Origin of the sequence: Mesorhizobium australafricanum, from assembly GCF_033977265.1 — a bacterium.
GTDB classification, from domain to species: domain Bacteria; phylum Pseudomonadota; class Alphaproteobacteria; order Rhizobiales; family Rhizobiaceae; genus Mesorhizobium; species Mesorhizobium australafricanum.
Map to the genome: position 1 here is coordinate 235,206 of NZ_JAVIIT010000007.1, position 24,680 is coordinate 259,885.

A 24,680-nucleotide genomic window follows, 5' to 3' on the forward strand; every position below is an offset into this window, starting at 1 on the left:
CGCAACATCTCTGCTTGGAGAACGGCCAGGATTTGTGTCAGGGTCTGGCGGTTGAAACGCCGTTCTCCGGGGCCCCATGGCAATTCTGGCAGCAGTCCATCACCTGACCCATTACAAATATGACCGGCCGGTGGTTCTCGGCCCCCAGGTGATAAGGCTGCAGCCGGCGCCGCATTCGCGCACCAAGGTGCTCAGCCATTCGCTGAAGGTCGAGCCGGCAAACCACTTCGTCAATCTGCAGCAAGACCCCTACGGCAACTTCCTCGCCCGCTTCGTCTTTCCGGAGCCGGTGACCGAATTGAAGATCGAGGTCGACCTCGTCGCCGACATGACGGTCTACAACCCGTTCGACTTCTTCGTCGAGGAGAGCGCAGAGACCTTCCCGTTCGACTATCCCGAAGAGATCAGGGAAGACCTTGCCATCTACCGCACGCCGGAGCCAGCCGGGCCGCTCTTGTCCAAATTCCTGGAAAGCGTCGATCGCAGCCCGACAAATACCGTCAATTTCCTGGTCGACCTCAATGCAAGGCTGCAGCGCGAGATCGCCTACATCGTGCGCATGGAGACCGGGGTCTACTCGCCCGAGGAGACGCTCGCCGCGGCCAAGGGCTCATGCCGGGACTCAAGCTGGCTGTTGGTGCAGATCCTGCGCAATCTGGGCGTCGCCGCGCGCTTCGTCTCCGGCTATTTGATCCAGCTGAAGCCCGATCTCGTTTCGCTCGACGGGCCGCCGGGAACCGCCGTCGACTTCACCGACCTGCACGCCTGGTGCGAGGTCTATATTCCGGGCGCAGGCTGGATCGGCTTCGACCCGACCTCCGGCCTGCTGACCGGCGAAAGCCATGTGCCGCTCGCCGCGACGCCGCATTTCCGCAATGCCGCGCCGATCTCCGGCATGGCGAGCTTCGCCAATGTCGATTTCGGCTTCGACATGCGGGTCGACCGGATCGCCGAGCATCCGCGCATCACCAAGCCGTTCTCGGACGAAAGCTGGCAGGCGCTCGATACGCTGGGCGAGAAAGTCGACGCAGCGCTGAGAGACGGCGACGTACGGCTCACCATGGGCGGCGAGCCGACCTTCGTTTCGATCGACGATTTCGAAGCCGCCGAATGGAACACGGCAGCCGTCGGCCCGACCAAGCGCGACAAGGCGGACCAGCTCATCCGCCGGCTGCGCGAACGCTTCGCGCCGGGGGGCTTCCTGCATTACGGGCAAGGCAAATGGTATCCGGGCGAGAGCCTGCCGCGCTGGACCTTCTCGCTTTACTGGCGCACCGATGGCGAGCCGGTGTGGCGCGACCCTTCGCTGATCGCACGGGAGAAGGGCGATCCTGCCGTCGGACCCGAGCAGGCCGAGGGACTGTTGAGGGCGATTGCCGGCGAGCTCCGCATCGAACAGTCGATGGTCGGCGAGGCCTATGAGGATCCGGGCGAATGGCTGCTCAAGGAAGGCAAGTTGCCGGACAATGTCGACCCGTCCAATTCGAAGCTGGAAGACCCGGAAGAGCGCAGCCGCATGGCGCGCGTCTTCGAGCGCGGGCTGACAAAGCCGTCGGGCTATGTGCTGCCCGTGCAGCGCTGGAACAGCCAGGCCACGGGACAGCGCTGGCGCTCGGAAAAATGGAAGACGCGGCGCGGCCGCCTGTTCCTGGTGCCCGGCGATTCTCCGGTCGGCTACCGGCTGCCGCTCGGCACGCTGCCCTATGTGCCGCCGGCGCAATTCCCTTATATCGTGCCGGTCGATCCGTCTGTGCCGCGCGGCGCCTTGCCGGCGCGCGAGGCAATCCTGCCGGATGCCGCTCCGGTAGGGACTGAAGGCGCCGACGAAATGGCGCGCCGTCAGCAGGCGGTGTCCTTCACGGCGGCGACCGGCCAGCAGGATCGCGTCGAGCAGGAGCTCACTGAGATCGGCGGCGCGGTGCGCACGGCGATCACCGTCGAGCCGCGCGACGGGCGGCTCTGCGTGTTCATGCCGCCGGTCGAGGCGCTGGAAGATTATCTCGAACTGGTGGCAGCAGCCGAGAACGCGGCGAAGGCGATCGGCCTGCCGGTGCATATCGAGGGCTATGGTCCGCCGCATGATCCGCGCCTCAACGTTATCCGAGTGGCGCCGGATCCGGGCGTCATCGAGGTCAACATCCATCCAGCCGCCAACTGGCGGGAATGCGTAGCCACAACCACGGCCATTTACGAGGAAGCGCGGCAGTCGCGGCTCGGCACCGACAAGTTCATGATCGACGGCCGCCACACCGGCACCGGCGGCGGCAACCATGTCGTGGTCGGCGGTGCGACGCCAAATGACAGCCCGTTCCTGCGCCGGCCAGATCTCCTGAAGAGCCTTGTGCTGCAATGGCAGCGGCACCCGTCGCTGTCCTATCTGTTTTCCGGCCTGTTCATCGGCCCGACCAGCCAGGCGCCACGCTTCGACGAAGCGCGTCACGATTCGCTTTATGAGCTCGAGATCGCGCTGGCGCAGGTGCCGCATCCGGACAAGGGCGCAGCGCCGTTGCCCTGGCTGGTCGACCGGCTGTTCCGCAATCTCTTGACCGACGTGACCGGCAACACGCATCGTTCGGAAATCTGCATCGATAAATTGTTCTCGCCGGATGGCCCGACCGGCCGGCTCGGTCTGGTCGAGTTCCGCGGTTTCGAGATGCCGCCCAATGCGCGCATGTCGCTGGCGCAGCAATTGCTGGTTCGCGCGATCATCGCCCGGACCTGGAAGAACCCGCTCGACGGCCGCTTCGTTCGCTGGGGCACCTCGCTGCATGACCGTTTCATGCTGCCGCATTATGTCTGGGCGGATTTCCTCGATGTGCTGGAGGATCTGAAGTTCAACGGTTTCGACTTCCGCCCGGAGTGGTTCGCGGCGCAGCTCGAATTCCGCTTCCCGTTCTGCGGCGAGGTAAGCCAAGCCGGCGTCAAGCTGGAATTGAGGCAGGCGCTGGAGCCCTGGCATGTGATGGGCGAGCAGGGCGCGATCGGCGGCACTGTCCGCTTCGTCGATTCCTCCGTCGAGCGGCTGCAGGTGCGGACCGAAGGCCTCAACCCGGAGCGTCACGCCATCGTCTGCAACGGGCGCATCGTGCCGATGAAGGTGACAGACACCAGAGAGGTCGCGGTGGCCGGCGTGCGGTTCAAGGCCTGGCAGCCGGCCTCCGGCTTGCATCCGGCCCTGCCGGTCAACACGCCGCTGGTCTTCGACATCTATGACCGCTGGTCGGGGCGCTCTGTCGGCGGTTGCGTCTATCATGTCGCGCATCCGGGCGGCCGCAGCTATGATACGTTCCCGGTCAACGGCAACGAGGCCGAGGCCCGGCGGCTTGCCCGGTTCGAACCGCGCGGCCACACGCCGGGCGGCTATGTGCTGCGTGACGAAGAAGCCTCTGAAGAGTTCTCCATGACCCTTGACCTGAGGCGGCCGGCGAGATTCTGATCGACAATGGCCAAGGGGAATCAGAAACGGGCGAGCGGCAGGCCGCGGGCGCCGAGCCTGCTGGGGCGCTACCGGCCGATCGAAGGCGTCGTCGACGAGATGGTCGACGCATCGGGCGCTCCGCGTCCGGCCTGGCGCGCCTTCATAGAGGCGCTGGACGAACTGGGAGCGGAGCGGCTTGGCCGGCGCTTTGTCCGCGCCGACCAGTATCTGCGCGATGCCGGGGTCTATTACCGCGTCTATGACAAGGCCGGCGCCAATGAGCGCGAATGGCCGCTGGCGCATGTCCCGCTGCTCATCGACGAGAAGGAATGGGCCGAGATCAGCGCCGGGCTGGTCCAGCGCGCCGACCTGTTCGAGGCGATCCTGGCCGATGTTTACGGACCGAACCGACTGGTCGAGAAGGGCATTCTGCCGGCCGGTCTGATTGCTGCGAGCCCTGAATATCTGCGCCCCATCGCCGGCGTCCGGCCGGCCAATGGCCATTTTCTGCACATGGTGGCTTTCGAGCTCGGCCGCGGCCCGGACGGCCGCTGGTGGGTGCTTGGCGATCGCACCCAGGCGCCGTCGGGCGCTGGCTTTGCGCTGGAGAACCGCGTCGCCACCACGCGCGCGCTGTCGGACATCTATGGCGAGATGCATGTGCACCGGCTCGCCGGTTTTTTCCGCCGTTTTCGCGATGCGCTGAACGGCATGGCCAGGGACTCCGGCGGCCGCGTCGCCATCCTGACGCCCGGGCCGCTCAACGAAACCTATTACGAGCACGCCTATATCGCCCGCTATCTCGGCATCATGCTGCTCGAGGGCGAGGACCTGACCGTTTCCGGCGGCAGGCTGATGGTGCGCACCGTTTCCGGCCTGATGCCGATCGGTGTTTTGTGGCGGCGGCTCGATGCCGCCTTTGCCGATCCGCTGGAACTCAGGCCGGACTCGCAGATCGGAACGCCGGGGCTCGTCGAGGCGATCCGGCGCGGCTCCGTCTCGGCGGTCAACGCCCTGGGATCAGGCCTGATGGAGACGCGGGCATTGCTGTCGTTCCTGCCCAGGATCACGCGGGAACTGCAGGCTGACGATCTCAAGCTGCCGAACATCGCCACCTGGTGGTGCGGCCAGGAGACCGAGCGAAGCCATGTGCTGGCAAACATCGACCGTATGGTCGTCGGCCCGGCGCTGTCGACCCGGCTTGCCTTCGAGGACGACGGCGCGACCCGGCTCGGATCGGCCCTTTCGGCGGGCGAGCGGGCCGAGCTCGTCGCGCGCATCGAGGCGAACGGCGCCGGTTTCGTCGGCCAGGAAGCGGTGACGCTGTCGACCACGCCGGTGTTTGTCGGCGGCCTGCTGGAGCCACGCCCTGCCAGCCTGCGCGTCTATCTGGCGCGCACGCCCGAAGGCTGGACGGTAATGCCCGGCGGCTTCGCCCGTGTCGGCTTCTCGCTCGACCCGACAGCGATCGCCATGCAGCGCGGCGGCCAGGCGGCGGATGTCTGGGTGGTCAGCGACAGGCCGGTCGAGCGCGAGACGCTGTTGCCGCAGGAGCATGAGGGCTTCACCCGCACCATGCCGGGCAGCCTGCCCAGCCGCGCGGCGGAGAACCTGACCTGGCTCGGGCGCTATATCGAGCGCTCGGAAGACACGGTGCGCGTGCTGCGCGCCTATCACGTGCGGCTTGCCGAGACGTCCGATCAGGACATGCCGCTGCTTGCCGATATCAGGGATTATCTCGAGCCGTTCGGCATCGAGGTCGAAACTGCGATACCGCTGGGGCTGATCAGCACTTTGGACAGCGCGGTCTACAGTGCCGGCCAGATACGCGACCGTTTCTCGCCCGATGGCTGGCTGGCGCTGAAGGATCTGTCGAAGACCATTCACAAGTTCGCGGACACGGTGGCGCCCGGAGACGACGCGACGCGGGCGATGACGGTGATGCTGCGCAAGCTCGCCGGCTTTTCCGGCCTGCTGCACGAGAACATGTATCGCTTCACCGGTTGGCGTTTCCTGGAGATCGGCCGCAGGCTGGAACGCGGCATCCAGATCGCCAGAACGCTCAGCCGGCTGACAATGAACGGGGCGCCGGAGGGGGCGCTCGACATGATGCTGGAGATCGGCGACAGCGTCATGACCCATCGCCGGCAGTATCCGGTGCAGGCCGGGCGGCGCACGGTCATCGACCTGCTCGCGCTCGACCCGCTCAATCCCCGCTCGATCCTGTTCCAGCTCGAGCGGCTGAAGGCCGAGATCGGCATGCTGCCTTCGATCGGCGGCGAAGGGCACATGTCGCCCGCGGCCAAGGAAATCCTGCAGCTCAACACGGCAATAGCCGTCATGGAGCCGTCGGACATGAGCGCCAAGGTGCTTGATGAGCTCGCCGGCCAGATCGGCGATCTCTACAACAGCCTCTCCAGAGCCTATTTCGGGTAGGCGATGCTGTACGACATCAAGCTTCAGTTGCATTACGACTACGCCGCTGCCGCCGGCGGCGGACGGCACCAGGTGCGCGTCATGCCGCAGACGATCGCCGGGGTGCAGCGCGTGATCGCCGCCTCGCTGTCCTTCCAGCCGATGCCGGCCGAGCGTGCCGATTTTTCCGATTTCTTCGGCAACAACGTCACATCGATCGCCTTTCGCGACGCGCATGAGACGCTCGACATCCGGATGAGCGCGCGCGTGTCGGTCTCGCGGCCCGAGCCGGGTCTCGACGTCTCGCCCGATTTAAGCGGGCTGAAGTCGGAGCTCGATCTGGTGCGCTCGTTGTCGCCCGCTGCGCCGCATCATTTCCTCGCCGCCAGCGATCATGCCGCCATCGACGCGGCGATCACGGCCTATGCGCGGGAAAGCTTGGCCTCCTCGACGGTGGCCACGGCGGTTAATCTCTGCAACCGCATCCATCGCGATTTCACCTATGACGGCAAGGCAACGACCGTTCAGACGCGGGCCAGCGACGCCTTTGCGCTGAAGCGGGGGGTCTGCCAGGATTTTTCGCATATCATGATCGCCGGCCTGCGCGGACTGGGTATTCCGGCCGGCTATGTCAGCGGCTTCCTGCGCACGATCCCGCCCAAGGGCAAGCCTCGGCTCGAAGGCGCGGATGCCATGCACGCCTGGGTCAAGGCCTGGTGCGGGCGCGATGCCGGCTGGCAGGAATTCGATCCGACCAACGGCATGCGGGCGAGCAACGACCATATCACCGTCGGCTACGGCCGCGATTATTCCGACGTGGCGCCGATCGTCGGCGTGCTGAAAACCACCGGCGGCCAGGTCGGCGAGCAGGCGGTCGACGTCATCCCGGTCGCTGTCGAAAAGGTTTGACCACCTACCGATCGGGCGATAGGCGCTTCTCAAGGCGAGGTGTGGCCGGTATCTTGGGCCTCGGGATTGGCCGCTCCCGGATCGCGTAGCGGCGCGGAGACAGATTTGGAAGCCGTCAGCGTCATCATTCCGGCACACGATGCGGCCCGCACGATTGCCCGCACGCTCGCTTCGCTAGCGTCGGAAAAAGCGGTTATCGGCGAGGTGCTTCTGGTCGACGATTCTTCCTCCGACGCCACCGCTGCCGTCGCCACGGAAGCTGCGTTGCGACTTGGCTTGCCCTTGCGCGTCATCAGGTCGAGCTGCCGCGATGCCGGCGGCTCCAGAAATCTGGCTCTGGAACAGGCCTGCTTTCCCTGGATCTATATGATCGATGCCGACGATCTTCATCTGGAGGGCGGCCTGCGTGTGTTGCTGGCCAAGGCCATGACGCAATCGGGCACCGACATGGTGGTCGGCGCCTACCACCGGCGGGTCGACGGCGAGGAACGGTCCACTAAAATACCGAGCGGATACGCGGCGAGCGGGCCCCCCAACGCCTGCGCCTATCTCGAAGGGCGGATACGGTCGATCGCCGTCGGCAGCGCGCTGGTGTCGCGGCGGATCATCGGCGAAACGAGATTCCCGACCGGGCTTGCCTATGATGAGGACACGCTGTTCTGGGCGCGCCTGATGGCCAAGGCCTCGCTCGCGGTCGTGACACAACCCATCTTCATCTATTTCGTGTCGGCGGAGCGCTCCGACGATCGTTTCACGGTCAGAGCTGCTGCGCGCTTTCTCGAATGGCGCCTGGCGCTACGCCAGCTCCGGTCCTGCGGCATCGCAAAGCAGTCGCTGAAGATGAGGGAGGGCCTCGTCGCCTTGAAGATCGCGCGCGTTTATTACGCGCGCGGCGATTTCGACATGGCGGCGAGATTCCTCAGGGTGGCCGAGGCCGCGCCACGGGCGGGCGGGGATGTCTGGCGCTGCATGCGCTATCGGTTGAAGATCAGGCTGCGGCGCCGGTTCTCGGCGCCGGCCGGCCAACTGCAACGCGCCTGATGGCCGAGAGGCCGGACCTTGCGGTCGTGGTGATTGGTTTCCGGGCGCCCGCCGAACTGGTGGCTGCGGTAAGGTCGGTGCTCGACCAGGATATTCCGCTCGAAATCGTGGTGGTGAATTCCGGCGGCGGAAACGCCAAGGCGCTTCTTGCCGATTGCGGCATCGACGTGAGGGTCATCGATGTCGAGGAGCGGCTGCTTGCCGGCGCCGCTCGAAATCGCGGCATCGTGGCCACGCAGGCTCCTTTCGTCGCCTTTCTTGCGGACGATTGTCTCGCCCATCCGGGATGGGCGCAAGCCAGGCTGCAACGACACCGGCAGGGCATCCCGGCTGTTGCGAGCGCGATCTCGAACAGTCACCCGCGCAATCTGGTCGCCTGCGCGGCGCATCTCGTCACCTACATGCGGCGCCTGCCCGGCCTTCCCGCCGAAAAGGCACAGCGCTACGGCGTATCGTTCGACCGGAAGCTGTTCGAGCGATACGGGGCGTTCGACGAGCGGATGACGTCGGGAGAAGACACCGAATTCATGGCCAGGCTGCCGGAGGCTTTGCAGCCGGTCTGGGAACCGAGGGTCCTGACCATTCATCGCAACGAGACGAGCCTATTCGGATTGCTTGCCGACCAGTATCGGCGCGGGCGCCGCTACGGCGTCTATCTCGGGTCCGTCGACGCCGAGAAATCCGTGCGCCCGTTCCGCAAGGTGTTCCGGGACCGGCGCAATGTCGGCAAGCTGGCCAAAGAGGGGCTGTCCGGCAAGGAAAGGACTTTCGCAAGGCTGTCGCTGCCGATCGTGTGGATGGCATTGTTCGCCAAATCGCTGGGGGCGTCCGTCGGCGCACGGTATGGCGACAAGACGGGCCGCCGCCGATGATCACCATCGCGATGAAGTCGCCGCGCCGGCGCCGCGGTCGATGGCTTTGGTCGCGGCAGAAAATCGTCGCCGTGTTCAGCTATCGCTACGATCAGCATCTTGTGCCCGACCTTATCGCCAATCTCGACCCCGTCGTCGACGGCTGGATCGCCTATGATGACCGCGCCTCGGACGGGATTTTCAGCAGCGAGCCGCAAAGGCGGCGCGCGCTTATCGCCGCGGCCTATGAGGTGGGCGCAAATTGGGTTCTGGCCGTGGATCCCGACGAAAGGCTGGAAAATGCCGTCGCCAGCCGGATCGGCCGATTGATCAGCGGGTCCAGGCATGTCGCGTGGGGGTTCCGCTGCCGGGAGATGTACACGCCGGCCAGCTACAGGATCGACGGTGCCTGGGGCCGGAAGACGCAGCACAGGCTTTTCAGCGCCTATCACCCTGACCGCTATCGATCGAAGGATCTGCATGGCGCCTGGTTTCCCGAGGATATCGGCTTCAGGCTCAAGGACAGCGGCCTCAATCTTTATCATTTGAAGATGATCGAGCCAAAGCGGCGCGTGGCGCGTCGCGACCTCTACAATCGTCTCGATCCGGATCGCCAACTGCAGCCGATTGGCTACGACTATCTGGCTGACGAGGCGGGAATGATCCTCGAGGCCGTACCGGCGGGGCGGGAGTATTTTCCCGCCCATGCCGACGATGGCGGACTCTGGATGGCGGATGTATCGGCCGACCGGCAGGGCTGAAAAGCTGTTTCGGAACCAGTCACCGGCGTGCGGCTTTATCTACGGATAATCTCGCGGAGCCGGCATGTTGCGGCATTCACAATTGTCTTCGGGCCGTTCAGCGCGGGACGAGGAATCCCGCAGGAACGGTGCGCTCGGCTCCGCCAAGAGCGCATCGCTCAGCTATGTGAGCGATGCCGATCCCGGCATCCGCAGATTGAGGAACGGCGCGGGATTTTCCTATTCGGGACCCAATGGAAGAGCCGTCGACAAAGGGGCGCTTGCCCGCATCAAGGCGATCGTCATTCCGCCTGCCTGGACGGATGTGTGGATCTCGCCCGATCCGGGCGGCCATATCCAGGCAACCGGCCGGGATCAGCGCGGCCGTAAACAGTACCGTTATCACCCGCAATGGATCGAGGAACGCGACGGCGTCAAATATTCCAGCCTCGTCGCCTTCGCGGAAAGCCTGCCCGCTCTCAGACGGCAGATCGATGCCGATCTGCGCCGGCACGGGCTGCCTCTGGAGCGCGTCGTCGCCTCGGTGGTCTGGCTGCTCGACAACACCATGATCCGGATCGGCAATGCGGCCTATGCCCGGGATAACAAGAGCTTCGGGCTGACCACGCTGCGCGATCGCCATGTCGAGATCACCGGCTCCAGCCTGCGCTTCGCCTTCAAGGGCAAGTCCGGCAAGGAATGGAAGCTGAAGCTGGTCGATCGCCGCATCGCCAAGGTTGTGCGCGGCACGCAGGATCTGCCCGGACAAAAACTGTTTCAATATCTCGATGAGGATGGCGACCGGCGGCCGGTGCGTTCGGAAGACGTCAACCGCTATATTCGCGAGGCTTCCGGCGCCGAATTCAGCTCCAAGCATTTTCGCACCTGGGGCGGCACCATCCATGCGGCGTCGCTGTTTGTTCAGACGGAACTTCCCGAGGCCAAAACTCAGCAAAAACGGGTGATAAACAATGTCGTCGACAAGGTCGCCGAGCGGTTGGGCAATACCCGTGCCGTCTGCCGCAAATGCTACATTCACCCGCTGGTGTTCGAGGCGTGGACCGAAGGGCGCCTGCTTGACGAGATGGCGGAGGCCAACAAGCGCAAACGCCTGATATCCGGCCTCGACGAGGAAGAAACGCTCGTGCTCAGATGGCTGCAGGCCCAAGGCGCCTGACAGCCGGCCGCGAAAGACCGCCAAGCCCGTGATCGCCCGCCTAATTTTTTTATCGACCTTGTGTCGGGAAGGGTCCTACTGTCGCGTCCTTTGATACGGAAAGGACCTGCCATGCTCTATGCCATTCTTTGCTACGCCTCCGAAGACGTCGTCTGTTCCTGGAGCAAGGAACAGGACGACGAGGTCATGGCGAAGCTCCTCGATGTGCAGGACAAATACGCCAAGGCTGGGCGGCTCGGGCCGGTTGCCCGCCTTCTGCCGACGACTGCGGCGACCACGCTGAGAAAGGTCAAGGGCGAAGCGATCGTGCTCGACGGGCCGTTCGCCGAGACCAAGGAACAATTCCTCGGTTTCTACACGCTCGAATGCCGCGATCTCGATGAAGCCGTCGAGTTCGCCCGCGAACTTTCCGAGGTCAATCCGAGCGGTGGCTCCTACGAGATCCGGCCGGTTTCGATCTTCAACCCCACCAAGGTCGCCGTATGACGGAGCTTGCCTGGATAAGCACAGCGATCAGCAATGCCCGTCCGCAGGCGATGGGCGCGCTGCTGCGCTACTTCCGCGACCTCGACGCCGCGGAAGAGGCTTTCCAGGACGCATGCCTGAGGGCACTCAAGAACTGGCCGAAGAATGGGCCGCCGCGCGATCCGGCGGCCTGGCTGATCTTCGTCGGACGCAACAGCGGCATCGACGCCGTGCGCAAGCGCGCCAAGCAGGCGCCGATGCCGGAAGAGGACCAGATCTCCGATCTGGAGGACGCCGAGAGAGACATCGCCGAGCGGCTCGACGGCGCGCATTACCGCGACGATATCCTGCGGCTCTTGTTCATCTGCTGCCATCCGGATCTGCCGGCAACGCAGCAGATCGCGGTGGCGCTGCGCATCGTGTCCGGCCTCACCGTCAAGCAGATCGCGCGCGCTTTCCTGGTGGGCGAGAGCGCCATGGAGCAGCGCATCACACGCGCCAAGGCGCGCATTGCCGATGCCGGCGTGCCGTTCGAAACGCCGGGCGCGGTCGAGCGCTCGGAGCGGCTCGCCGCTGTCGCCGCTATGGTCTATCTGATCTTCAACGAAGGGTATTCGACCAACAGCGGCGAGGCGCCGGCCCGCGCGCCGCTTTGCGAAGAAGCGATCCGGCTCGCCCGCCTGCTTCTGCGGCTGTTCCAGACGGAACCGGAAATCATGGGTCTTACCGCGCTGCTTCTGCTGCAGCATGCGCGGGCGCCGGCGCGTTTCGACGAGAATGGCGAGATCGTCCTTCTGGAAGACCAGGACCGCTCGCTATGGAGCCGCAAGATGATCGACGAGGGCCTGGCGCTGGTCGACAAGGCGCTGCGCCACCGCAAGCCCGGTCCTTACCAGGTGCAGGCGGCAATTGCGGCGCTGCATGCGCGGGCGGCTGTCGCCGAGGATACCGACTGGAACGAGATCGACCTGCTCTATGGTCTGCTGGAGCAGATGCAGCCGTCGCCGGTGGTGACGTTGAACCGCGCGGTCGCGGTCAGCAAGGTGCGCGGCCCGGAGGCCGCACTTGCCATGATCGAGCCGCTGGAAGAGCGGCTGTCGGGCTATTTCCACTTCTTCGGCCTGCGGGGTGGGCTGCTGATGCAGCTTGGCCGCAACGAGGAGGCGCGTGTTGCCTTCGACCGCGCCATCGCTTTGGCCAACACGGCGGCAGAGGCAGCGCATATCCGCATGCATATCGACCGGCTGATCAAGGAAAGCAGCAAAACGTCCTCGATCCAGAAGGCACGCTGATCCGACTTCGCTGTCTGGCCCAATTTCGCAATCCGGCCTTGGACCATGCCGGGGTGGCGGTTTTTCCCTGAAACGAGTAATGCCACGCCATCAAAGCGCCCAGGCGTGCCCGACGGCAGGTCCAGGACATGGCGCATGGCTCCATTCCCACCCCATGAGAGGCGGGATCTGAAAGGGACAAAAATGACGTTAGCGAAGGAAACGGCCTCACTTCTTGAGAAACTCGGAGTTGCCAAGGATGCGCTCTCCGGCGGTGACCTCATCGTGCGCAGCCCGGTGACGGGCGAACAGATCGCGGCGCTGAAGTCGATCTCGGCCGCAGATGCGGGCAAGGCGATCGATGCCGCGCACAAGGCTTTCCAGAGCTGGCGGCTGGTGCCGGGCCCGAAGCGCGGCGAACTGGTGCGCCTGCTCGGCGAGGAATTGCGCGCGCATAAGGACGAGCTTGGCCGGCTGGTGTCGATCGAGGTCGGCAAGATCCCGTCCGAGGGTCTCGGCGAGGTCCAGGAAATGATCGATATCTGCGATTTCGCCGTCGGTCTCTCGCGGCAATTGTACGGTCTCACCATCGCCACCGAGCGTCCCGGACATCGCATGATGGAGACCTGGCATCCGCTCGGCGTCGTCGGCGTGATCTCGGCCTTCAACTTCCCGGTCGCGGTGTGGTCGTGGAATTCGGCGCTCGCCTTCGTCTGCGGCGATGCCGTGGTGTGGAAGCCGTCGGAAAAGACGCCGCTGACGGCGCTCGCCTGCGAGGCGATCTTCAAGCGCGCCGCAAAACGTTTCGGCGCCGACGCGCCGGAAGGCCTGCTGCAGGTCTTGATCGGTGACCGCGTCGCCGGCGAGGTGCTGGTCGACCATCCGAAGGTGCCGCTGGTCTCGGCCACCGGCTCGACACGCATGGGCCGCGAGGTCGGCCCGCGGCTCGCCAAGCGCTTTGCCCGCGCGGTGCTGGAGCTCGGCGGCAACAATGCCGGCATCGTCACGCCCACCGCCGATCTCGACATGGCGCTGCGCGCCATCGCCTTCGGCGCGATGGGCACAGCCGGCCAGCGCTGCACGACGCTCAGGCGCCTGTTCGTGCATGACAGCGTCTATGACGCGCTGCTGCCACGATTGAAGAAGGCCTATCAGTCCGTTTCGGTCGGCAATCCGCTCGAAGGCAAGGCGCTGGTCGGTCCGCTGATCGACAAGGCTGCCTTCGACAACATGCAGAAGGCGCTGAAGGCGGCCGAGGCGCATGGCGGCAAGGTGACCGGCGGCACGCGCGTCGAGAACGGCCATCCGGACGCCTATTATGTGCATCCGGCGCTGGTCGAAATGCCGAAGCAGGTTTCACCGGTAACCGAAGAGACCTTCGCGCCGATCCTCTATGTGATGAAATATTCCGATTTCGACGAGGCGCTGGAGCAGCACAACGCGGTCGGCGCCGGCCTGTCGTCATCGATCTTCACGCGCGACCTGCAGGAGTCCGAGCGCTTCCTCGGCGTCGACGGTTCGGACTGCGGCATCGCCAACGTCAACATCGGCACCTCGGGCGCGGAGATCGGCGGGGCGTTCGGCGGCGAGAAGGAAACTGGCGGTGGCCGCGAGAGCGGCTCGGATGCCTGGAAGGCCTATATGCGCCGCGCCACCAACACGGTGAACTTCTCCAAGGCGCTGCCGCTCGCGCAGGGCGTCTCGTTCGACATCGATTGAACGAAACGGCGCCGCCTAAAGCGCGTCGCGCTGAAACGGATTCAGGCGACGCGCTTTAGGTCTTTGTTTTGATGCATGTCGATGTCCCAGAACCGCTGCACACTTCTGGGCGACATGCATTAGAGCGGCGCCGTTTTCCGAACGGAAAACCGCCCACACTTTTCCTGGAGTTGCTCTAGAAAGCCTTGCCGGTCACGGGATCGAACAGGCGAAGCGCGTCCGCGTCGAAGACAAACGCGCATGGCTGGCCTTTGGCGACGCGGGCTTGCGGCGGCAAGGTCGCCGTCAGTCTTTGCGCTCCGACCCGGGCAGTGGTGACTTGTTCGGGACCTGTCAGCTCGACGACGTCGATCTCGACCGGCAGCGACAAGTCGGCGCTGCTGCCCGGTCCAAGGCGGAGCGCTTCGGGCCTGATGCCGACGACAATTCTTGCCCCGTCACGGGCCACGCTTGCGTAGCGCGCCGGCAGCGCCAGCCGCGCATCCGTGCCGGCGATGGCGAGCTTGCCGTCCGCCACAACCGCTTCCAGCATGTTCATCGCCGGCGCGCCGACGAAGCCCGCGACATAGAGCGTCGCTGGATGGTTGTAGATCTCCTGCGGCGTGCCGAGCTGTTCGATGCGGCCGTCGCGCATGACGGCGATGCGGGTCGCCAACGTCATCGCCTCGATCTGGTCGTGCGTGACGTAGACGACCGTGGTGCGCAGCATCTCGTGCAGGCGCTTCAGCTCGGTGCGCATTTCGAGGCGCAGCTTGGCGTCGAGATTGGAGAGCGGCTCGTCGAACAGGAAGACCTGCGGCTTGCGCACCAGCGCCCGGCCGATGGCGACGCGCTGGCGCTGGCCGCCGGACAACTGGCCGGGCTTGCGGTCAAGCAGGCTCTCTATCTGCAAGAGTCTCGCTGCTTCGTGCACCGCCTTGTTGCGCTCGGCGGCGGGAACCTTGCGCATCTCCAGGCCGAAGCCAATGTTGCGGCTCACGGTCAGGTTCGGATAGAGCGCGTAGGACTGGAAGACCATGGCGATGTCGCGGTTCTTCGGATGCACGCCAAGCACCGACCGGCCGCCGATCAGCACGTCGCCGCTCGTTGCCTCGGCGAGACCCGCGATGATGTTGAGCAGGGTGGACTTGCCGCAGCCCGAGGAGCCGAGCAGCACCAGGAACTCGCCGTTTTCGAGCGCGATATCGATGCCTTTCAGTGTCTCGACGCTGCCGTAATTCTTGCGGACGTCGCGGATTTCAAGCGCGCTCATGGACGGCATCCTCGAATTGGATCGGCCCGCCATAGTCGCGGGGCAGGGTTGAGATGGCGCGCGAGGCCACCCGTATGGCGGCGGACAGGCAGTTCTCCAGCGGTCGCCCCTGCGCCAATGCGGCCAGGAAGGCGGCGTTGAAGACATCGCCGGCGCCGATCGTGTCGACGACGGTGACACGCGGTGCCGCCGCTCCAATGAGCTCGCCGTCCGCGCCGATGGCAATCGCGCCGTCCGGTCCGCGCTTGACGACGACGGTGGCCCCACCCTTCATGCCGTCGCGGATCTTGCGCGCGGCTTCCACTGGGTTTGCCTGGCCGGCCAGCGTCGTCGTCTCGACCTCGTTGAACAGGGCCAGTTCGCAGCGCGACAGCCAGCCGCGCGCCGCGCTGCAGTTCGCCTCCGTCCAGCCGTCGATCGGCCAGCCGGTGTCGAGCGCGACGGCGATGCCGTGCGATTCGGCCCAGTCGAAGAAAGCGTCGTAATCGCGCGTCAGGTCGTCGGTGAGGAAAGAGCCGCAGAGCAGCGCATAGCCGCCGGAAAGCCGTTTCCCATCGAGCACGGAGAGCACGTCGCCCAGGCTGAAGCGGGGCAGGTGGCCGCGCGTGGTGAAGAAGGTGCGCTCGCCATCGGGATGGGTCATGCCGACCGACAGCGTCGTGCCTTCGGGACGAACCGGCCATTTTTGCGCGCGGCGTCCGAACGCCTCGCGCAGCCAGCGGCCGAACTGGTCGTCACCAAGATTGGCGGCGATCTCGAAATCGATGCCCAGCGCCTGCCAGGCGAGAGCCGTGTTGCCGGCCTGGCCGCCGGCCCGTAGATCATCGTGGTCGACGACGGTCTCGGTGCCTGCCTTCGGCCATGGCGCGACCGGGCCGACGATCAGGTCGACATTGACGTTGCCGATCACCGCGAGCGGCCGCATCATTCGCTCCGCGTGATCTTGGTGGTGCGCACCGGCGTTCCGGCATTCTCGACGCGGGCATCGGCGAAGGCGATCATCAGCCGCTGCGCCACCGGCAGCATGGCAAAGACCGCCGCCAGCCCGGAGGCAGGCTTGAACCTCAATGTGACGGCGCCCGCGACCGGCGGCATGCCAGAAGCGTCGAAGACGATCAGCGGCGCGCCGGCTTCGACGACGGACAGGGCCATGGCGGTAACGAGATCGGCGGTCGAATCCTTGCCGCGGAAGAGGACGATGCCGATTTTTTCGCCGAGCATCTCCATCGGTCCATGGCGAAGCTGGCCGCCTTCGAGGGAATAGCAGGGCAGGCGCGACAGTTCCGTGAGGCCGAGCGCCAATGCTTCGGCCACACCTTGAAGGCCACGGCCCGACGTGACCACGGTCGCCACATTGCCGAGCGCTACAAGCGCCGCATCGATCGCAACCGTCTCCGGCTCGTTAAGTGCGGCAAGGGCGGCGGCGGGATCCTCGCCGAACGCGGCCAGGATGGCGAGATGCAGGGCGAAGGTCACGGTCAGGCTGCGGGTCGCGGCAAAGGCGAGCTCGGTGCCGCCGGCGCCGACGAGGCAAGGCACGGTACGGCCAAGGAACGAGCCAGCCTCCAGCGTCAGGCCGAAGGTTTCGGCGTGACCGCCAGTCTCGGCAAACCAGCGCAACACCTCGGCGCTTTCGCCCGACTGCGAGGTGACGATCACCGTCTTGCCGGCAAGCGGCAGCGGCTGGCCGAGCTGTTCCGACAGCGGCAGCGCGATGGCATCGATGCCGTGCGCGCGATAGAGCGGCTCGACGGCACGGGCGACGGCATGCGAGGCGCCCATGCCGAGCAGGACAAGCCTGCCGGTCTTCCTGATCGAGGCGGCGACCTTGGCGGCTACCTCCTGATTGTTCTCGAAGGAGGCAAGCGCATCCTCATGCTGGCGCGCCATCTCGCGGTCGATCGCGACAAGCCCGGCCGGGCGTTTCTTTTCTGCAGTCATCATTATCCTTTCACACCGCCGCTAGTGAGGCCCGAGATCAGCGCGCGTTGCATGACGAGGCCGATCAGCACTGGCGGCAAGGCCGCAAGCACGCCGGCGGTGGCGATCAGTCCGTAGTCGGAGACGCGGCCGCCGGCGAGATCGGCGATGGCGACAGTCAGCGTCTTTGCCCGCTGATCCGAGGTGAAGAGCAAGGCGTAGAAGAACTCGTCCCAGGCAAGCAGCACGGCAAACAGCGCCGATGTCGCCACCACGGGTGCCGCCAGCGGCAAGGTGATGATGCGCCAGGTCTGGAACAGTCCCGCCCCGTCGATCATCGCCGCGGCCTCGATCTCGCGCGGGATGGAATCGAAACCCGATTTCATCAGCCAGGTGGTGAAGGGCGCCAGGATCGTCAGATAGATCAGCGCCAGGCCAAAGACGTTGTTGAGCAGGCCGAGATAGGACAGGCCCATATAAAGCGGCACGGAAAGCGCGACCGGCGGCAGCATGTAGGTGGCGATCACCATCGACAGCGACCAGCCCACCGAAGGCGTGCGCGAAACGGCCCAGCCAGCCGGCACGGCAAGCAGGATAGCTGCGAGCGTCGCCATGCCGGCGACCTCCAGGCTGTTGCGCAACGAGGCGGTGAAGGCGGCGCCGGCGCTGTTTTCGGCGGTCGAAAGAAGCTGCGCGTAACGGGAGAAGTCGGCCGCTTGCGGCCACCAGCGCAGCGGCTTGGCGGCGAGATCGGCCGCCGGCGATATGCTCATGACGAAGAGCCATGCGAGCGGGGCCAGGATTACGGCGGCAAGCAGGATGGCGCAGACATAGATGAAAGCGGTGAAGACCTGGCCCTTGCGCTCCATCAGGCCGCGCTCCCGGCGGTCTTGCGGACCAGTGTCGCATAGGCGACGGCGAGCACGGTGACGAGCAAGGTGACGATCAGCGCCAGCGAGGCGCCGGAGCCGGCGCGCTGGAAAGAGAAGGCCTCCTGGTAGACGAGGATCGACAGCGTGCGCGTGCTGTTGGCCGGGCCGCCGCGGGTCATCACCCAGATGATGTCGAAGACCTTGAAGGCCTCGATGGTGCGCAGCACGAGCGCCACCATCAGCGGACCGGCGAGATAGGGCAGGATGACAAAGCGGAAGCGGGCGAAGGGGCCGGCGCCGTCGACAAGCGCCGCGGCGGTGATGTCGCGCGGCACCGCCTGCAGGGCGGCAAGCGCGATCAGCGCCACCAGCGGAAAATTCTTCCAGCAGTCGGCCACGATCAACGCCGCCAGAGCGGTTCCCGGCTCACCCAGCCAGGAGCGATAGTCATCGATGAGACGGAGCTGCGTCAGCGCTGCGTTCAGGGCGCCATATTCGGGATTGTAGATCAACCGCCAGAGCGTCGCGTTGACGACGGTAGGCAGCGCCCAGGGCAGGATCATCAGCCCGCGCAAGATAGCGCGGCCGCGGAATTCCTGGTTGAGCAAAAGTGCCGCAAGCACGCCGATCACCATCTCGGCGGCGACCGAGATGACCGCGAACCAGGTCGTGGTCGCGAGCGTGCGGTTGAAATTCGAGCTCGTCAGCATCTTGGTGTAATTGTCGAAGCCGACATAATTGCCCGCCGTGCCGACCAGTTGGGCGTCGGTGAAGGAGAGCCTGACGGTATCGACCAATGGCCAGCCGATGACGGCGACCATGATCACCAGAAGCGGCAGCATCAACAGCCACGCGCGAGTCGTCATCCAGGTGCCTGACATCAGAGGCGCCTCTCTTCCTTCATCCGATCAGAAATAGCACGGGCGGCGCTCGTGTATGAGGCCGCCCGCACGTCGAGGAACGCCGGATCAGAGGCCGCTGTTTTCGGCGGCGGTCTTGAGCGCGTCTTCCGGTGTCGTCTGGCCAAGCAGCGATTCCTGGATCGCCTGCTGCAGCGCCGTCGACAGCTGCTGATATTTCGGCGTGGTCGGGCGCGGATACATCGCGGCGAGACCAAGCTTGGCGGCGGCAATCAGTTCTTCCTGGCCCTTGGTGACGGCCGGATCGTCATAGGACGAAGCCCAGATCGGCAGCGAGAGCTTGGCATACTGGTTCTGCGTCGCCTGCGAGGTCATGAACTCGATATATTTCCAGGCTTCGTCCTGATGCTTCGATACCGCCGTGACACCAAGGCCCATCGACCCGTTGACGGCCGAGACCTCGCTGGTGCCGGCAACGCCCGGCGCCGGCACGACGCCGACCTTGCCAGCGACCTTCGAGTCCTTCGGATCGTTGGCCATGTTGTACATATAGGTCCAGTTCAGCGCGAAAGCGGCATCGCCGTTCTCGAACACCTTGCGGACGTCCTCTTCCAGGAATTCCTTGGAGTTCGGATTGGTCAGGCCCGACTTGTAGCTGTCGACCATGTATTTCAGCGCCGAGACGCCGCCACCGTTCTGGAAGTCCGGCTTGCCGTCCTTGAGGAAGTCACCGCCATAGGCGCTGACCAGCGTGGTGTAGTCGCAGATGGCGGCTTCGGCCTGCGACCAGCTCCAGGCGATCGGCGTCTTCAGCAATCCCTTGTCCTGGATCATCTTGGCCTGCTGCCCGAGTTCTTCCCAGGTCTTCGGCGGCGCCTTGATGCCGGCCTTCTCCAGGATTTCCTTGTTGTAGAACAGGTATTTGGTGTCGAGGATCCACGGCATGCCGTAGTATTTGCCGTCGTATTGGACGGTGGTCCAGGCGCCGGGCAGCACGCCCTTCTTCATGTCGTCGGTGATCTTGGACGACACGTCGACCAGCACCTTGTTGGTCGCATATTCAGCCGGCCAGATGACGTCGAACAGCACCACGTCGTAACCGCCGCCGGACCCTTGCGCGAGCACGGTCTTGTCGTGCAGGCCTTCATAGGGAACGAATTCGAGATTGACCTTGATGTCCGGATTGGCCTTGGTGAAGGCCTCCGTCATCGAGCGCACGTCGGCCTCGCTATAGGCGGCTTGCGCCATGAAGAGCGCGTTCAAGGTCGTTTCAGCGAAGGCGTGGGGGACGAACAGTCCGCCAACGAACACCGCGCCCAGAAGTGTCTTACCGATCGATTTCAGCATTTGTCTTCTCCCATTTTCGACAGCTGCGAGTGGGCGGCAAAGGCTGTGCCGCTTCCTCGAATTCGCCTCGCGTGTGACCGGATCTGCCCCGAATGGCGTGCGGCGAGGGCTCAAGGCCTTGGCCGTCTTCTTGTTGAACCGCGCGGGTTTCACCTATTAAGTCAATTCGCTTGACTTAATTAGTCGATCAATCCTTTAATGGAGTCAAGAGGGGAAACGACAGTGCACGACATCAGGCCGATCCGTGCCAAAAGCGGCACCAACCAGGAAGGTACGAGCGCGCATAACCGCCGCGTCATGATCGAGGCGTTGCGGCTCAACGGCGCGCTTTCGCGCGCCGACCTGGCGCGGGCCACGCAGCTTACCAAGCAAGCGGTTTCCAACATCATCGAGGATCTCGAGCAGGATGGCCTGGTCGTGGCGCTGGATGCGGTGCGCAAGGGCAGGGGGCAGCCTTTCACGCCTTACCGGCTGGTCCCCGAGGGGGCCTTCGCCATCGGGCTGCAGATCGACCGGCATTTGACACGCGTTGTGGTGGTCGACCTCGTCGGCAAGGTGATGGCACGCGCCGAAGCCAACCTGCCGCTCGATGAACCGTCTCCGGGTGTCCGGACCATCCTCGGTCTCGTCGCGGATGTCAGGCGCGAGCTGGCCGGCATTTCCACGCAGTCCGAACGGCGGCTGGTCGGCCTTGGTGTCGCCATGCCGGGGCCGTTCGGCCTAAAGGAATCGGACGACAAATGGATGATGCCCGCCTGGCAGCAATTCCCGCTGCTCGAGACGCTTGCCGCCGGCACCGGACTGAATGTCGGGCTGCAGAATGACGCGGCGGCCTGTGCAACGGCGGAGCGGATCGTTGGCGCCGCTCATGGTGTGGATCACGCCGTCTGCCTTTATATCGGTTACGGCATAGCCGCCGGGCTGATCCTCAACGGCGAGCTCTACAATGGCGGCAACGGCAATGCCGGCGAGATCGGCCGGGCGCTGCTTTCTCCGACCGGTCCCGGTTCCACGCCGTTGGAGCACCGCGCCTCGCTCGCCTCGCTCTACCAGCATCTCGGTCTCGACCCCGCCGAGAGGGGCCTCTACGAGAAGCTCGGCGCCTTGGCGCTTGCGCAAGACCCGAGGGTCATGGCGTGGGTCGAGAGAGCCGCGTCCGACCTGCGGTGGAGCGTGCATCTGATTGAAACGATCTTCGATCCGCAGACCGTCATCCTCACCAGCAGCGCACCCGAGGCGCTGGCCCGGCTTCTGGTCCAGGCCATGCATCCGCTGCTGCCGTCGATTGCGGATCGTCCGGCCCGACGCCTGCCGCGCCTGCAACTCGGCACCACGGATCCCTGGGCGATTGCCGTGGGCGCCGCGGCCGAACCGATCAGCCGGGCCTTCGATCCGCGGTTTTCCGCTATCCTGAAGGCCGGATAGAAAAGCGCAAACGCTCAGTCGGTCGCTTGCGGGTGCCGGTTTTGCGCAACGCCGCGCCGAGCTTCGGGTGGTCAGCGATCTTTCAGAGCTGAGATGCAGGCTTCGAAGGCCTCGTCGACGACCGCGAGCTTGGCTGCCTGGACGGCCATGTACTCGTCGAAGAACTGCCGCGAAACCCACATCACGGAATGGCCGCGCTGGCCGACCCAGCCGATGTTGCCGAGCGCCTCGGCATCATGGAGTTTCCGCGCCAGATGGGTGCGTGAGAGCTTCAGCCAGTGGGCGAATTCACTGACCGAGATGACGCCGGTCGGTATCCTGTCGAGATGGACATCATCAGGATCGATGCCGGACATCAGCCAGTCCATGACGATGCCGCCGTTGTTTAGCCAGATAAACAATGAAAAAGTATGCCCAGGCTCCCGCACGCCCTCGCTGGCCAGCAATCCGTCGGCGATCAGCGGCTGCAATACAGGCAACATTTCGGGCCGATCGAGGAAGGCTGCCAGCCGGGTTCCGCCGTCTATGTGGTCGAGCGTCCTCAGATGCGCGTAAATCCAGCCGGTAAAGGTCTCGATCGTGCCCTCGGTGACCCGCAAGGGATGGGCGCGGCCGTCGCCGCTGGCCGAAATATATTCGGCGATGTTGTAGTGTAGCATCTCCTTGACGAAGGACTCGGCGGTGTTGCGGCTGGCCACGGAATGGCGGCGCACGACCTCGATGAAACGCGCCACCGTCATTTCGGTGCGGCGGTCGTTGGGATCGCGCCGGAAATGCAGAGCCAGTCCGACATGAGCGAGCAGCCAGCGCTGCTGGGTGGCAAACACGGCGGCCAGCCGCGGACTCGTTTCATATATATGGATGAGCGCTCTGGCCTGTTCCTGGACACCGCGAAGCGCTGCCGGATGACGGGCGATCTCTGCGGCACTCAGCGGCATTTCCTGCGGTACTCCATGCGATTCCAAGCAACGACAAATGAAGATTCCCAGTCTTCGCCGGTTGTGTCCAGTTGCCCATTGGAACAACGGTGAAAGAGTTGCTGCCGGGCCACGCCGTTACGACCAAGTCGACCGGAGCAAACGTGCCGCTCAATATGCCGAGGTCGCGGCTCCGCGCGGCCTTTGCAGTCCGCAAATGGCGGCCTATCCTGGCAACTGATGCCTGACAATGGCTACCTCCCGCCGTGAAGTGAAATGATGCCGAGAACAATCCGGACCCTGACCGCCAACGAAGTGGAAACGCTTGTCGACTGGGCGGCGGGAGAGGGTTGGAATCCCGGGCTCGGTGACGCCGCTGCTTTGCGAGCGGCCGATCCTGAGGGATTTATCGGCGCCTTTGTCGGCGGCGAGATGGTGGCCGGCATTTCGGCTGTCGCCTACGGCCCGGGCTTCGGCTTCATCGGCCTCTATATCTGCCGGCCGGACCGGCGTGGCGAAGGCCATGGCAAGGCAGTCTGGGATGCCGGCATGGCGCGCCTCGGCAACCGCATCATCGGTCTCGACGGAGTGGCCGAGCAGCGGGCCAACTATCAGAGCATGGGCTTCGTGCCTGCCTATGAGACCGTCCGCTACAGCGGTCGCCCCGCCGGAGTGGCTGACGGCAGCGACATACGGCCGGTGACGGCCGCCGACATGGTCGGGCTATTCGCCTATGATCGCCAGTGCTTCCCGGCGCCACGGGACGCCTTCCTAAGAGAATGGCTGCAGCAGCCAAGGATCGCGCTGTCCTTGACCGGATCAACCGGCTTTGCCGGCTACGGCGTGGCGCGCCGATGCCGGGAAGGTTTCAAGGTCGGGCCGCTGTTGGCCGACCGGACGGATCTGGCCCTGGCACTGGTGGCAGGCCTCTCGGGCAGGATCGGCAATGAGGCATTGCACATCGACGTGCCGGCCAGCCAGCTTGCATTCATCGCCATGCTCCAGGCCGCCGGCATGGTTGCGGGCTTCACGACGATGCGCATGTACAAGGGCGGCAAACCCGGTAATGCCCCATCGATGGTTTTCGGCATCACGACGCTTGAGTTGGGATGATCGCGGGCTGCCCGGCAGAAGCTGCTGAGATCATTGTTTTGCCTGCCTGGTCCATGCGACATGGCCCAATGACATGGTTTGGGGGACATGGTTTGCCTTTGCTGGAGCTGCGTTTCGTGGAGGTTGTCGAATGGCTGGCAGGACAGTTCTGATTGCCGGGGGCGCCGGGGGCATGGGTCTGGCGACCGGAATGCGCCTTGCGGCTGACGGCGAGCGGATCGCGCTTGCCGATCTCCCAGGCCCCAAACTCGACGCCGCCGTGGCGAGGATCGCCTCGACCGGAGCGGATGCGATCGGTTTGCCGCTCGATATCCGCTCCGTCGCCGCCTGCCGCGACGTGGTGGGCATGACCCGAAACTGGGGCGGCGCCATAGACATTCTCGTCAACGCCGCCGGGGTCTGGCTCGAGGGACCGGCAAACGGGGTCGAGGAAGACCAATGGGACCTGGTGCTGGACGTCAATCTCAAGGGAGCGTTCTTCCTGATCTCGGCGGCCGTTCCCCATCTGTCGGCGGCGCAAGGCGTGATCGTCAACATCGCGTCCGACGCCGGCATCGTCGGCAACAATGGGGCGGCCGTCTATTGCGCCTCGAAGGGCGGGCTGGTGCTGCTGACCAAGGCGCTCGCCCTGGAACTCGCCCCACAAGGCATCAGGGTCAACGCCGTTTGCCCCGGCGACACGGCAACGCCGATGATCGAATATCAGGCCAGGACTTATGGCGCAGATGACCCCGACGGCTACAAGCGCCGGCTGCTGGGGCACTATCCGCAAGGGGACAGAGCCAGATTCATCCAGGTGGAAGAGATCGCTTCCTTCATCCACTATCTTTGCCAGCCGGGCGCGGCGCCGATCACCGGAGCCGCGCTTTCGATCGATTTCGGCGTCAGCGCCGGCTATTGAGCCGGGGATCGGTTTCATCGCGGGTATGATTGCCCGGCATGTCGGTGCTGGCGTCGTGGAGAGGAAA

The 24,680-nt window shown here is 64.9% G+C and carries 20 protein-coding genes; 13 read left to right on the forward strand and 7 right to left on the reverse strand.

Going from position 1 to position 24,680, the window contains the following annotated elements; genetic code table 11:
* Positions 1-76: 76 nt before the first annotated feature.
* The 10 genes from RFM98_RS16140 (at position 77) to amaB (ending at position 14,006) form a co-directional block, all read left to right on the forward strand.
* Positions 77-3,436: a transglutaminase family protein gene (locus tag RFM98_RS16140; RefSeq protein ID WP_320309792.1), complete on the forward strand. Its 3,360-nt coding sequence runs from the start codon at positions 77-79 to the stop codon at positions 3,434-3,436.
* A gap of 6 nt (positions 3,437-3,442) precedes the next feature.
* The gene (locus RFM98_RS16145) at positions 3,443-5,854 is read left to right on the forward strand and encodes a circularly permuted type 2 ATP-grasp protein (protein WP_320309793.1); all 2,412 of its coding nucleotides are present in this window, start codon (positions 3,443-3,445) and stop codon (positions 5,852-5,854) included.
* A 3-nt stretch (positions 5,855-5,857) separates the two neighbouring features.
* A complete protein-coding gene (locus RFM98_RS16150; RefSeq protein ID WP_320309794.1) occupies positions 5,858-6,742 on the forward strand; it encodes a transglutaminase family protein in 885 nt (294 codons plus the stop codon).
* Between the two features lie 105 nt (positions 6,743-6,847).
* On the forward strand, positions 6,848-7,783 hold the full coding sequence (locus RFM98_RS16155) for a glycosyltransferase family 2 protein (RefSeq protein WP_320309795.1): 936 nt from the start codon (positions 6,848-6,850) through the stop codon (positions 7,781-7,783).
* Positions 7,783-8,655 carry a glycosyltransferase family 2 protein gene (locus tag RFM98_RS16160; protein ID WP_320309796.1) on the forward strand — a complete coding sequence of 291 codons (873 nt, stop codon included), beginning with the start codon at positions 7,783-7,785 and terminating at the stop codon, positions 8,653-8,655. The genes RFM98_RS16155 and RFM98_RS16160 overlap by 1 nt, the downstream gene beginning before the upstream one ends.
* The gene (locus tag RFM98_RS16165; protein WP_320309797.1) at positions 8,652-9,395 is read left to right on the forward strand and encodes a glycosyltransferase family protein; all 744 of its coding nucleotides are present in this window, start codon (positions 8,652-8,654) and stop codon (positions 9,393-9,395) included. Before RFM98_RS16160 ends, RFM98_RS16165 begins: the two co-directional genes overlap by 4 nt.
* Before the next feature lie 64 nt (positions 9,396-9,459).
* The gene (locus RFM98_RS16170) at positions 9,460-10,551 is read left to right on the forward strand and encodes a DNA topoisomerase IB (RefSeq protein WP_320309798.1); all 1,092 of its coding nucleotides are present in this window, start codon (positions 9,460-9,462) and stop codon (positions 10,549-10,551) included.
* 111 nt (positions 10,552-10,662) lie between these two features.
* Positions 10,663-11,037, forward strand: a complete 375-nt coding sequence (locus RFM98_RS16175) for a YciI family protein (RefSeq protein WP_320309799.1) — start codon at positions 10,663-10,665, stop codon at positions 11,035-11,037.
* A complete protein-coding gene (locus RFM98_RS16180; RefSeq protein ID WP_320309800.1) occupies positions 11,034-12,308 on the forward strand; it encodes an RNA polymerase sigma factor in 1,275 nt (424 codons plus the stop codon). The genes RFM98_RS16175 and RFM98_RS16180 overlap by 4 nt, the downstream gene beginning before the upstream one ends.
* Before the next feature lie 183 nt (positions 12,309-12,491).
* Positions 12,492-14,006, forward strand: a complete 1,515-nt coding sequence (gene amaB / locus RFM98_RS16185) for an L-piperidine-6-carboxylate dehydrogenase (protein WP_320309801.1) — start codon at positions 12,492-12,494, stop codon at positions 14,004-14,006.
* A 175-nt stretch (positions 14,007-14,181) separates the two neighbouring features.
* Here the strand turns inward: amaB and RFM98_RS16190 are convergent, their stop codons facing one another.
* The 6 genes from RFM98_RS16190 to RFM98_RS16215 all read right to left on the reverse strand — a co-directional run bounded on the left by RFM98_RS16190 (position 14,182) and on the right by RFM98_RS16215 (position 20,257).
* Positions 14,182-15,258 carry an ABC transporter ATP-binding protein gene (locus RFM98_RS16190; protein WP_320309802.1) on the reverse strand — a complete coding sequence of 359 codons (1,077 nt, stop codon included), beginning with the start codon at positions 15,256-15,258 and terminating at the stop codon, positions 14,182-14,184.
* Entirely contained in the window at positions 15,245-16,183 is a 939-nt protein-coding gene (locus RFM98_RS16195) for a PfkB family carbohydrate kinase (protein ID WP_320309803.1), read from the reverse strand. The genes RFM98_RS16190 and RFM98_RS16195 overlap by 14 nt, the downstream gene beginning before the upstream one ends.
* Complete coding sequence (locus RFM98_RS16200) at positions 16,183-17,205, reverse strand: SIS domain-containing protein (RefSeq protein WP_320309883.1); 1,023 nt, start codon at positions 17,203-17,205, stop codon at positions 16,183-16,185. Before RFM98_RS16200 ends, RFM98_RS16195 begins: the two co-directional genes overlap by 1 nt.
* On the reverse strand, positions 17,202-18,047 hold the full coding sequence (locus RFM98_RS16205) for a carbohydrate ABC transporter permease (protein ID WP_320309804.1): 846 nt from the start codon (positions 18,045-18,047) through the stop codon (positions 17,202-17,204). Before RFM98_RS16205 ends, RFM98_RS16200 begins: the two co-directional genes overlap by 4 nt.
* Positions 18,047-18,931 carry a carbohydrate ABC transporter permease gene (locus tag RFM98_RS16210; protein WP_320309805.1) on the reverse strand — a complete coding sequence of 295 codons (885 nt, stop codon included), beginning with the start codon at positions 18,929-18,931 and terminating at the stop codon, positions 18,047-18,049. Before RFM98_RS16210 ends, RFM98_RS16205 begins: the two co-directional genes overlap by 1 nt.
* 87 nt (positions 18,932-19,018) lie before the next feature.
* Positions 19,019-20,257, reverse strand: coding sequence for an extracellular solute-binding protein (locus tag RFM98_RS16215; RefSeq protein WP_320309806.1), 1,239 nt, complete (start codon positions 20,255-20,257; stop codon positions 19,019-19,021).
* 222 nt (positions 20,258-20,479) lie between these two features.
* Between RFM98_RS16215 and RFM98_RS16220 the strand changes: the two genes are divergently transcribed.
* Entirely contained in the window at positions 20,480-21,682 is a 1,203-nt protein-coding gene (locus tag RFM98_RS16220; protein WP_320309807.1) for an ROK family transcriptional regulator, read from the forward strand.
* A gap of 71 nt (positions 21,683-21,753) precedes the next feature.
* Here the strand turns inward: RFM98_RS16220 and RFM98_RS16225 are convergent, their stop codons facing one another.
* Complete coding sequence (locus tag RFM98_RS16225) at positions 21,754-22,620, reverse strand: hypothetical protein (RefSeq protein WP_320309808.1); 867 nt, start codon at positions 22,618-22,620, stop codon at positions 21,754-21,756.
* A 258-nt stretch (positions 22,621-22,878) separates the two neighbouring features.
* Here RFM98_RS16225 and RFM98_RS16230 point away from each other — a divergent pair, with 258 nt between their 5' ends.
* Together RFM98_RS16230 and RFM98_RS16235 are read left to right on the forward strand one after the other, a co-directional pair.
* Complete coding sequence (locus tag RFM98_RS16230) at positions 22,879-23,712, forward strand: GNAT family N-acetyltransferase (RefSeq protein ID WP_320309809.1); 834 nt, start codon at positions 22,879-22,881, stop codon at positions 23,710-23,712.
* Positions 23,713-23,842: 130 nt separating this feature from the next.
* Positions 23,843-24,613, forward strand: a complete 771-nt coding sequence (locus RFM98_RS16235) for an SDR family NAD(P)-dependent oxidoreductase (RefSeq protein ID WP_320309810.1) — start codon at positions 23,843-23,845, stop codon at positions 24,611-24,613.
* Positions 24,614-24,680: the final 67 nt, after the last annotated feature.

Excerpts from the sequence above, each read along its gene's own strand:
- RFM98_RS16175 (WP_320309799.1), top strand. The coding sequence starts at position 10,663 with ATGCTCTATGCCATTCTTTGCTACGCCTCCGAAGACGTCGTCTGTTCC.
- amaB (WP_320309801.1), top strand. The coding sequence starts at position 12,492 with ATGACGTTAGCGAAGGAAACGGCCTCACTTCTTGAGAAACTCGGAGTT.
- RFM98_RS16190 (WP_320309802.1), bottom strand. The coding sequence starts at position 15,258 with ATGAGCGCGCTTGAAATCCGCGACGTCCGCAAGAATTACGGCAGCGTC.
- RFM98_RS16165 (WP_320309797.1), top strand. The coding sequence starts at position 8,652 with ATGATCACCATCGCGATGAAGTCGCCGCGCCGGCGCCGCGGTCGATGG.
- RFM98_RS16140 (WP_320309792.1), top strand. The coding sequence starts at position 77 with ATGGCAATTCTGGCAGCAGTCCATCACCTGACCCATTACAAATATGAC.
- RFM98_RS16205 (WP_320309804.1), bottom strand. The coding sequence starts at position 18,047 with ATGGAGCGCAAGGGCCAGGTCTTCACCGCTTTCATCTATGTCTGCGCC.
- RFM98_RS16160 (WP_320309796.1), top strand. The coding sequence starts at position 7,783 with ATGGCCGAGAGGCCGGACCTTGCGGTCGTGGTGATTGGTTTCCGGGCG.
- RFM98_RS16180 (WP_320309800.1), top strand. The coding sequence starts at position 11,034 with ATGACGGAGCTTGCCTGGATAAGCACAGCGATCAGCAATGCCCGTCCG.
- RFM98_RS16215 (WP_320309806.1), bottom strand. The coding sequence starts at position 20,257 with ATGCTGAAATCGATCGGTAAGACACTTCTGGGCGCGGTGTTCGTTGGC.
- RFM98_RS16145 (WP_320309793.1), top strand. The coding sequence starts at position 3,443 with ATGGCCAAGGGGAATCAGAAACGGGCGAGCGGCAGGCCGCGGGCGCCG.
- RFM98_RS16210 (WP_320309805.1), bottom strand. The coding sequence starts at position 18,931 with ATGTCAGGCACCTGGATGACGACTCGCGCGTGGCTGTTGATGCTGCCG.
- RFM98_RS16225 (WP_320309808.1), bottom strand. The coding sequence starts at position 22,620 with ATGCCGCTGAGTGCCGCAGAGATCGCCCGTCATCCGGCAGCGCTTCGC.
- RFM98_RS16170 (WP_320309798.1), top strand. The coding sequence starts at position 9,460 with ATGTTGCGGCATTCACAATTGTCTTCGGGCCGTTCAGCGCGGGACGAG.
- RFM98_RS16230 (WP_320309809.1), top strand. The coding sequence starts at position 22,879 with ATGCCGAGAACAATCCGGACCCTGACCGCCAACGAAGTGGAAACGCTT.
- RFM98_RS16195 (WP_320309803.1), bottom strand. The coding sequence starts at position 16,183 with ATGCGGCCGCTCGCGGTGATCGGCAACGTCAATGTCGACCTGATCGTC.
- RFM98_RS16150 (WP_320309794.1), top strand. The coding sequence starts at position 5,858 with ATGCTGTACGACATCAAGCTTCAGTTGCATTACGACTACGCCGCTGCC.
- RFM98_RS16235 (WP_320309810.1), top strand. The coding sequence starts at position 23,843 with ATGGCTGGCAGGACAGTTCTGATTGCCGGGGGCGCCGGGGGCATGGGT.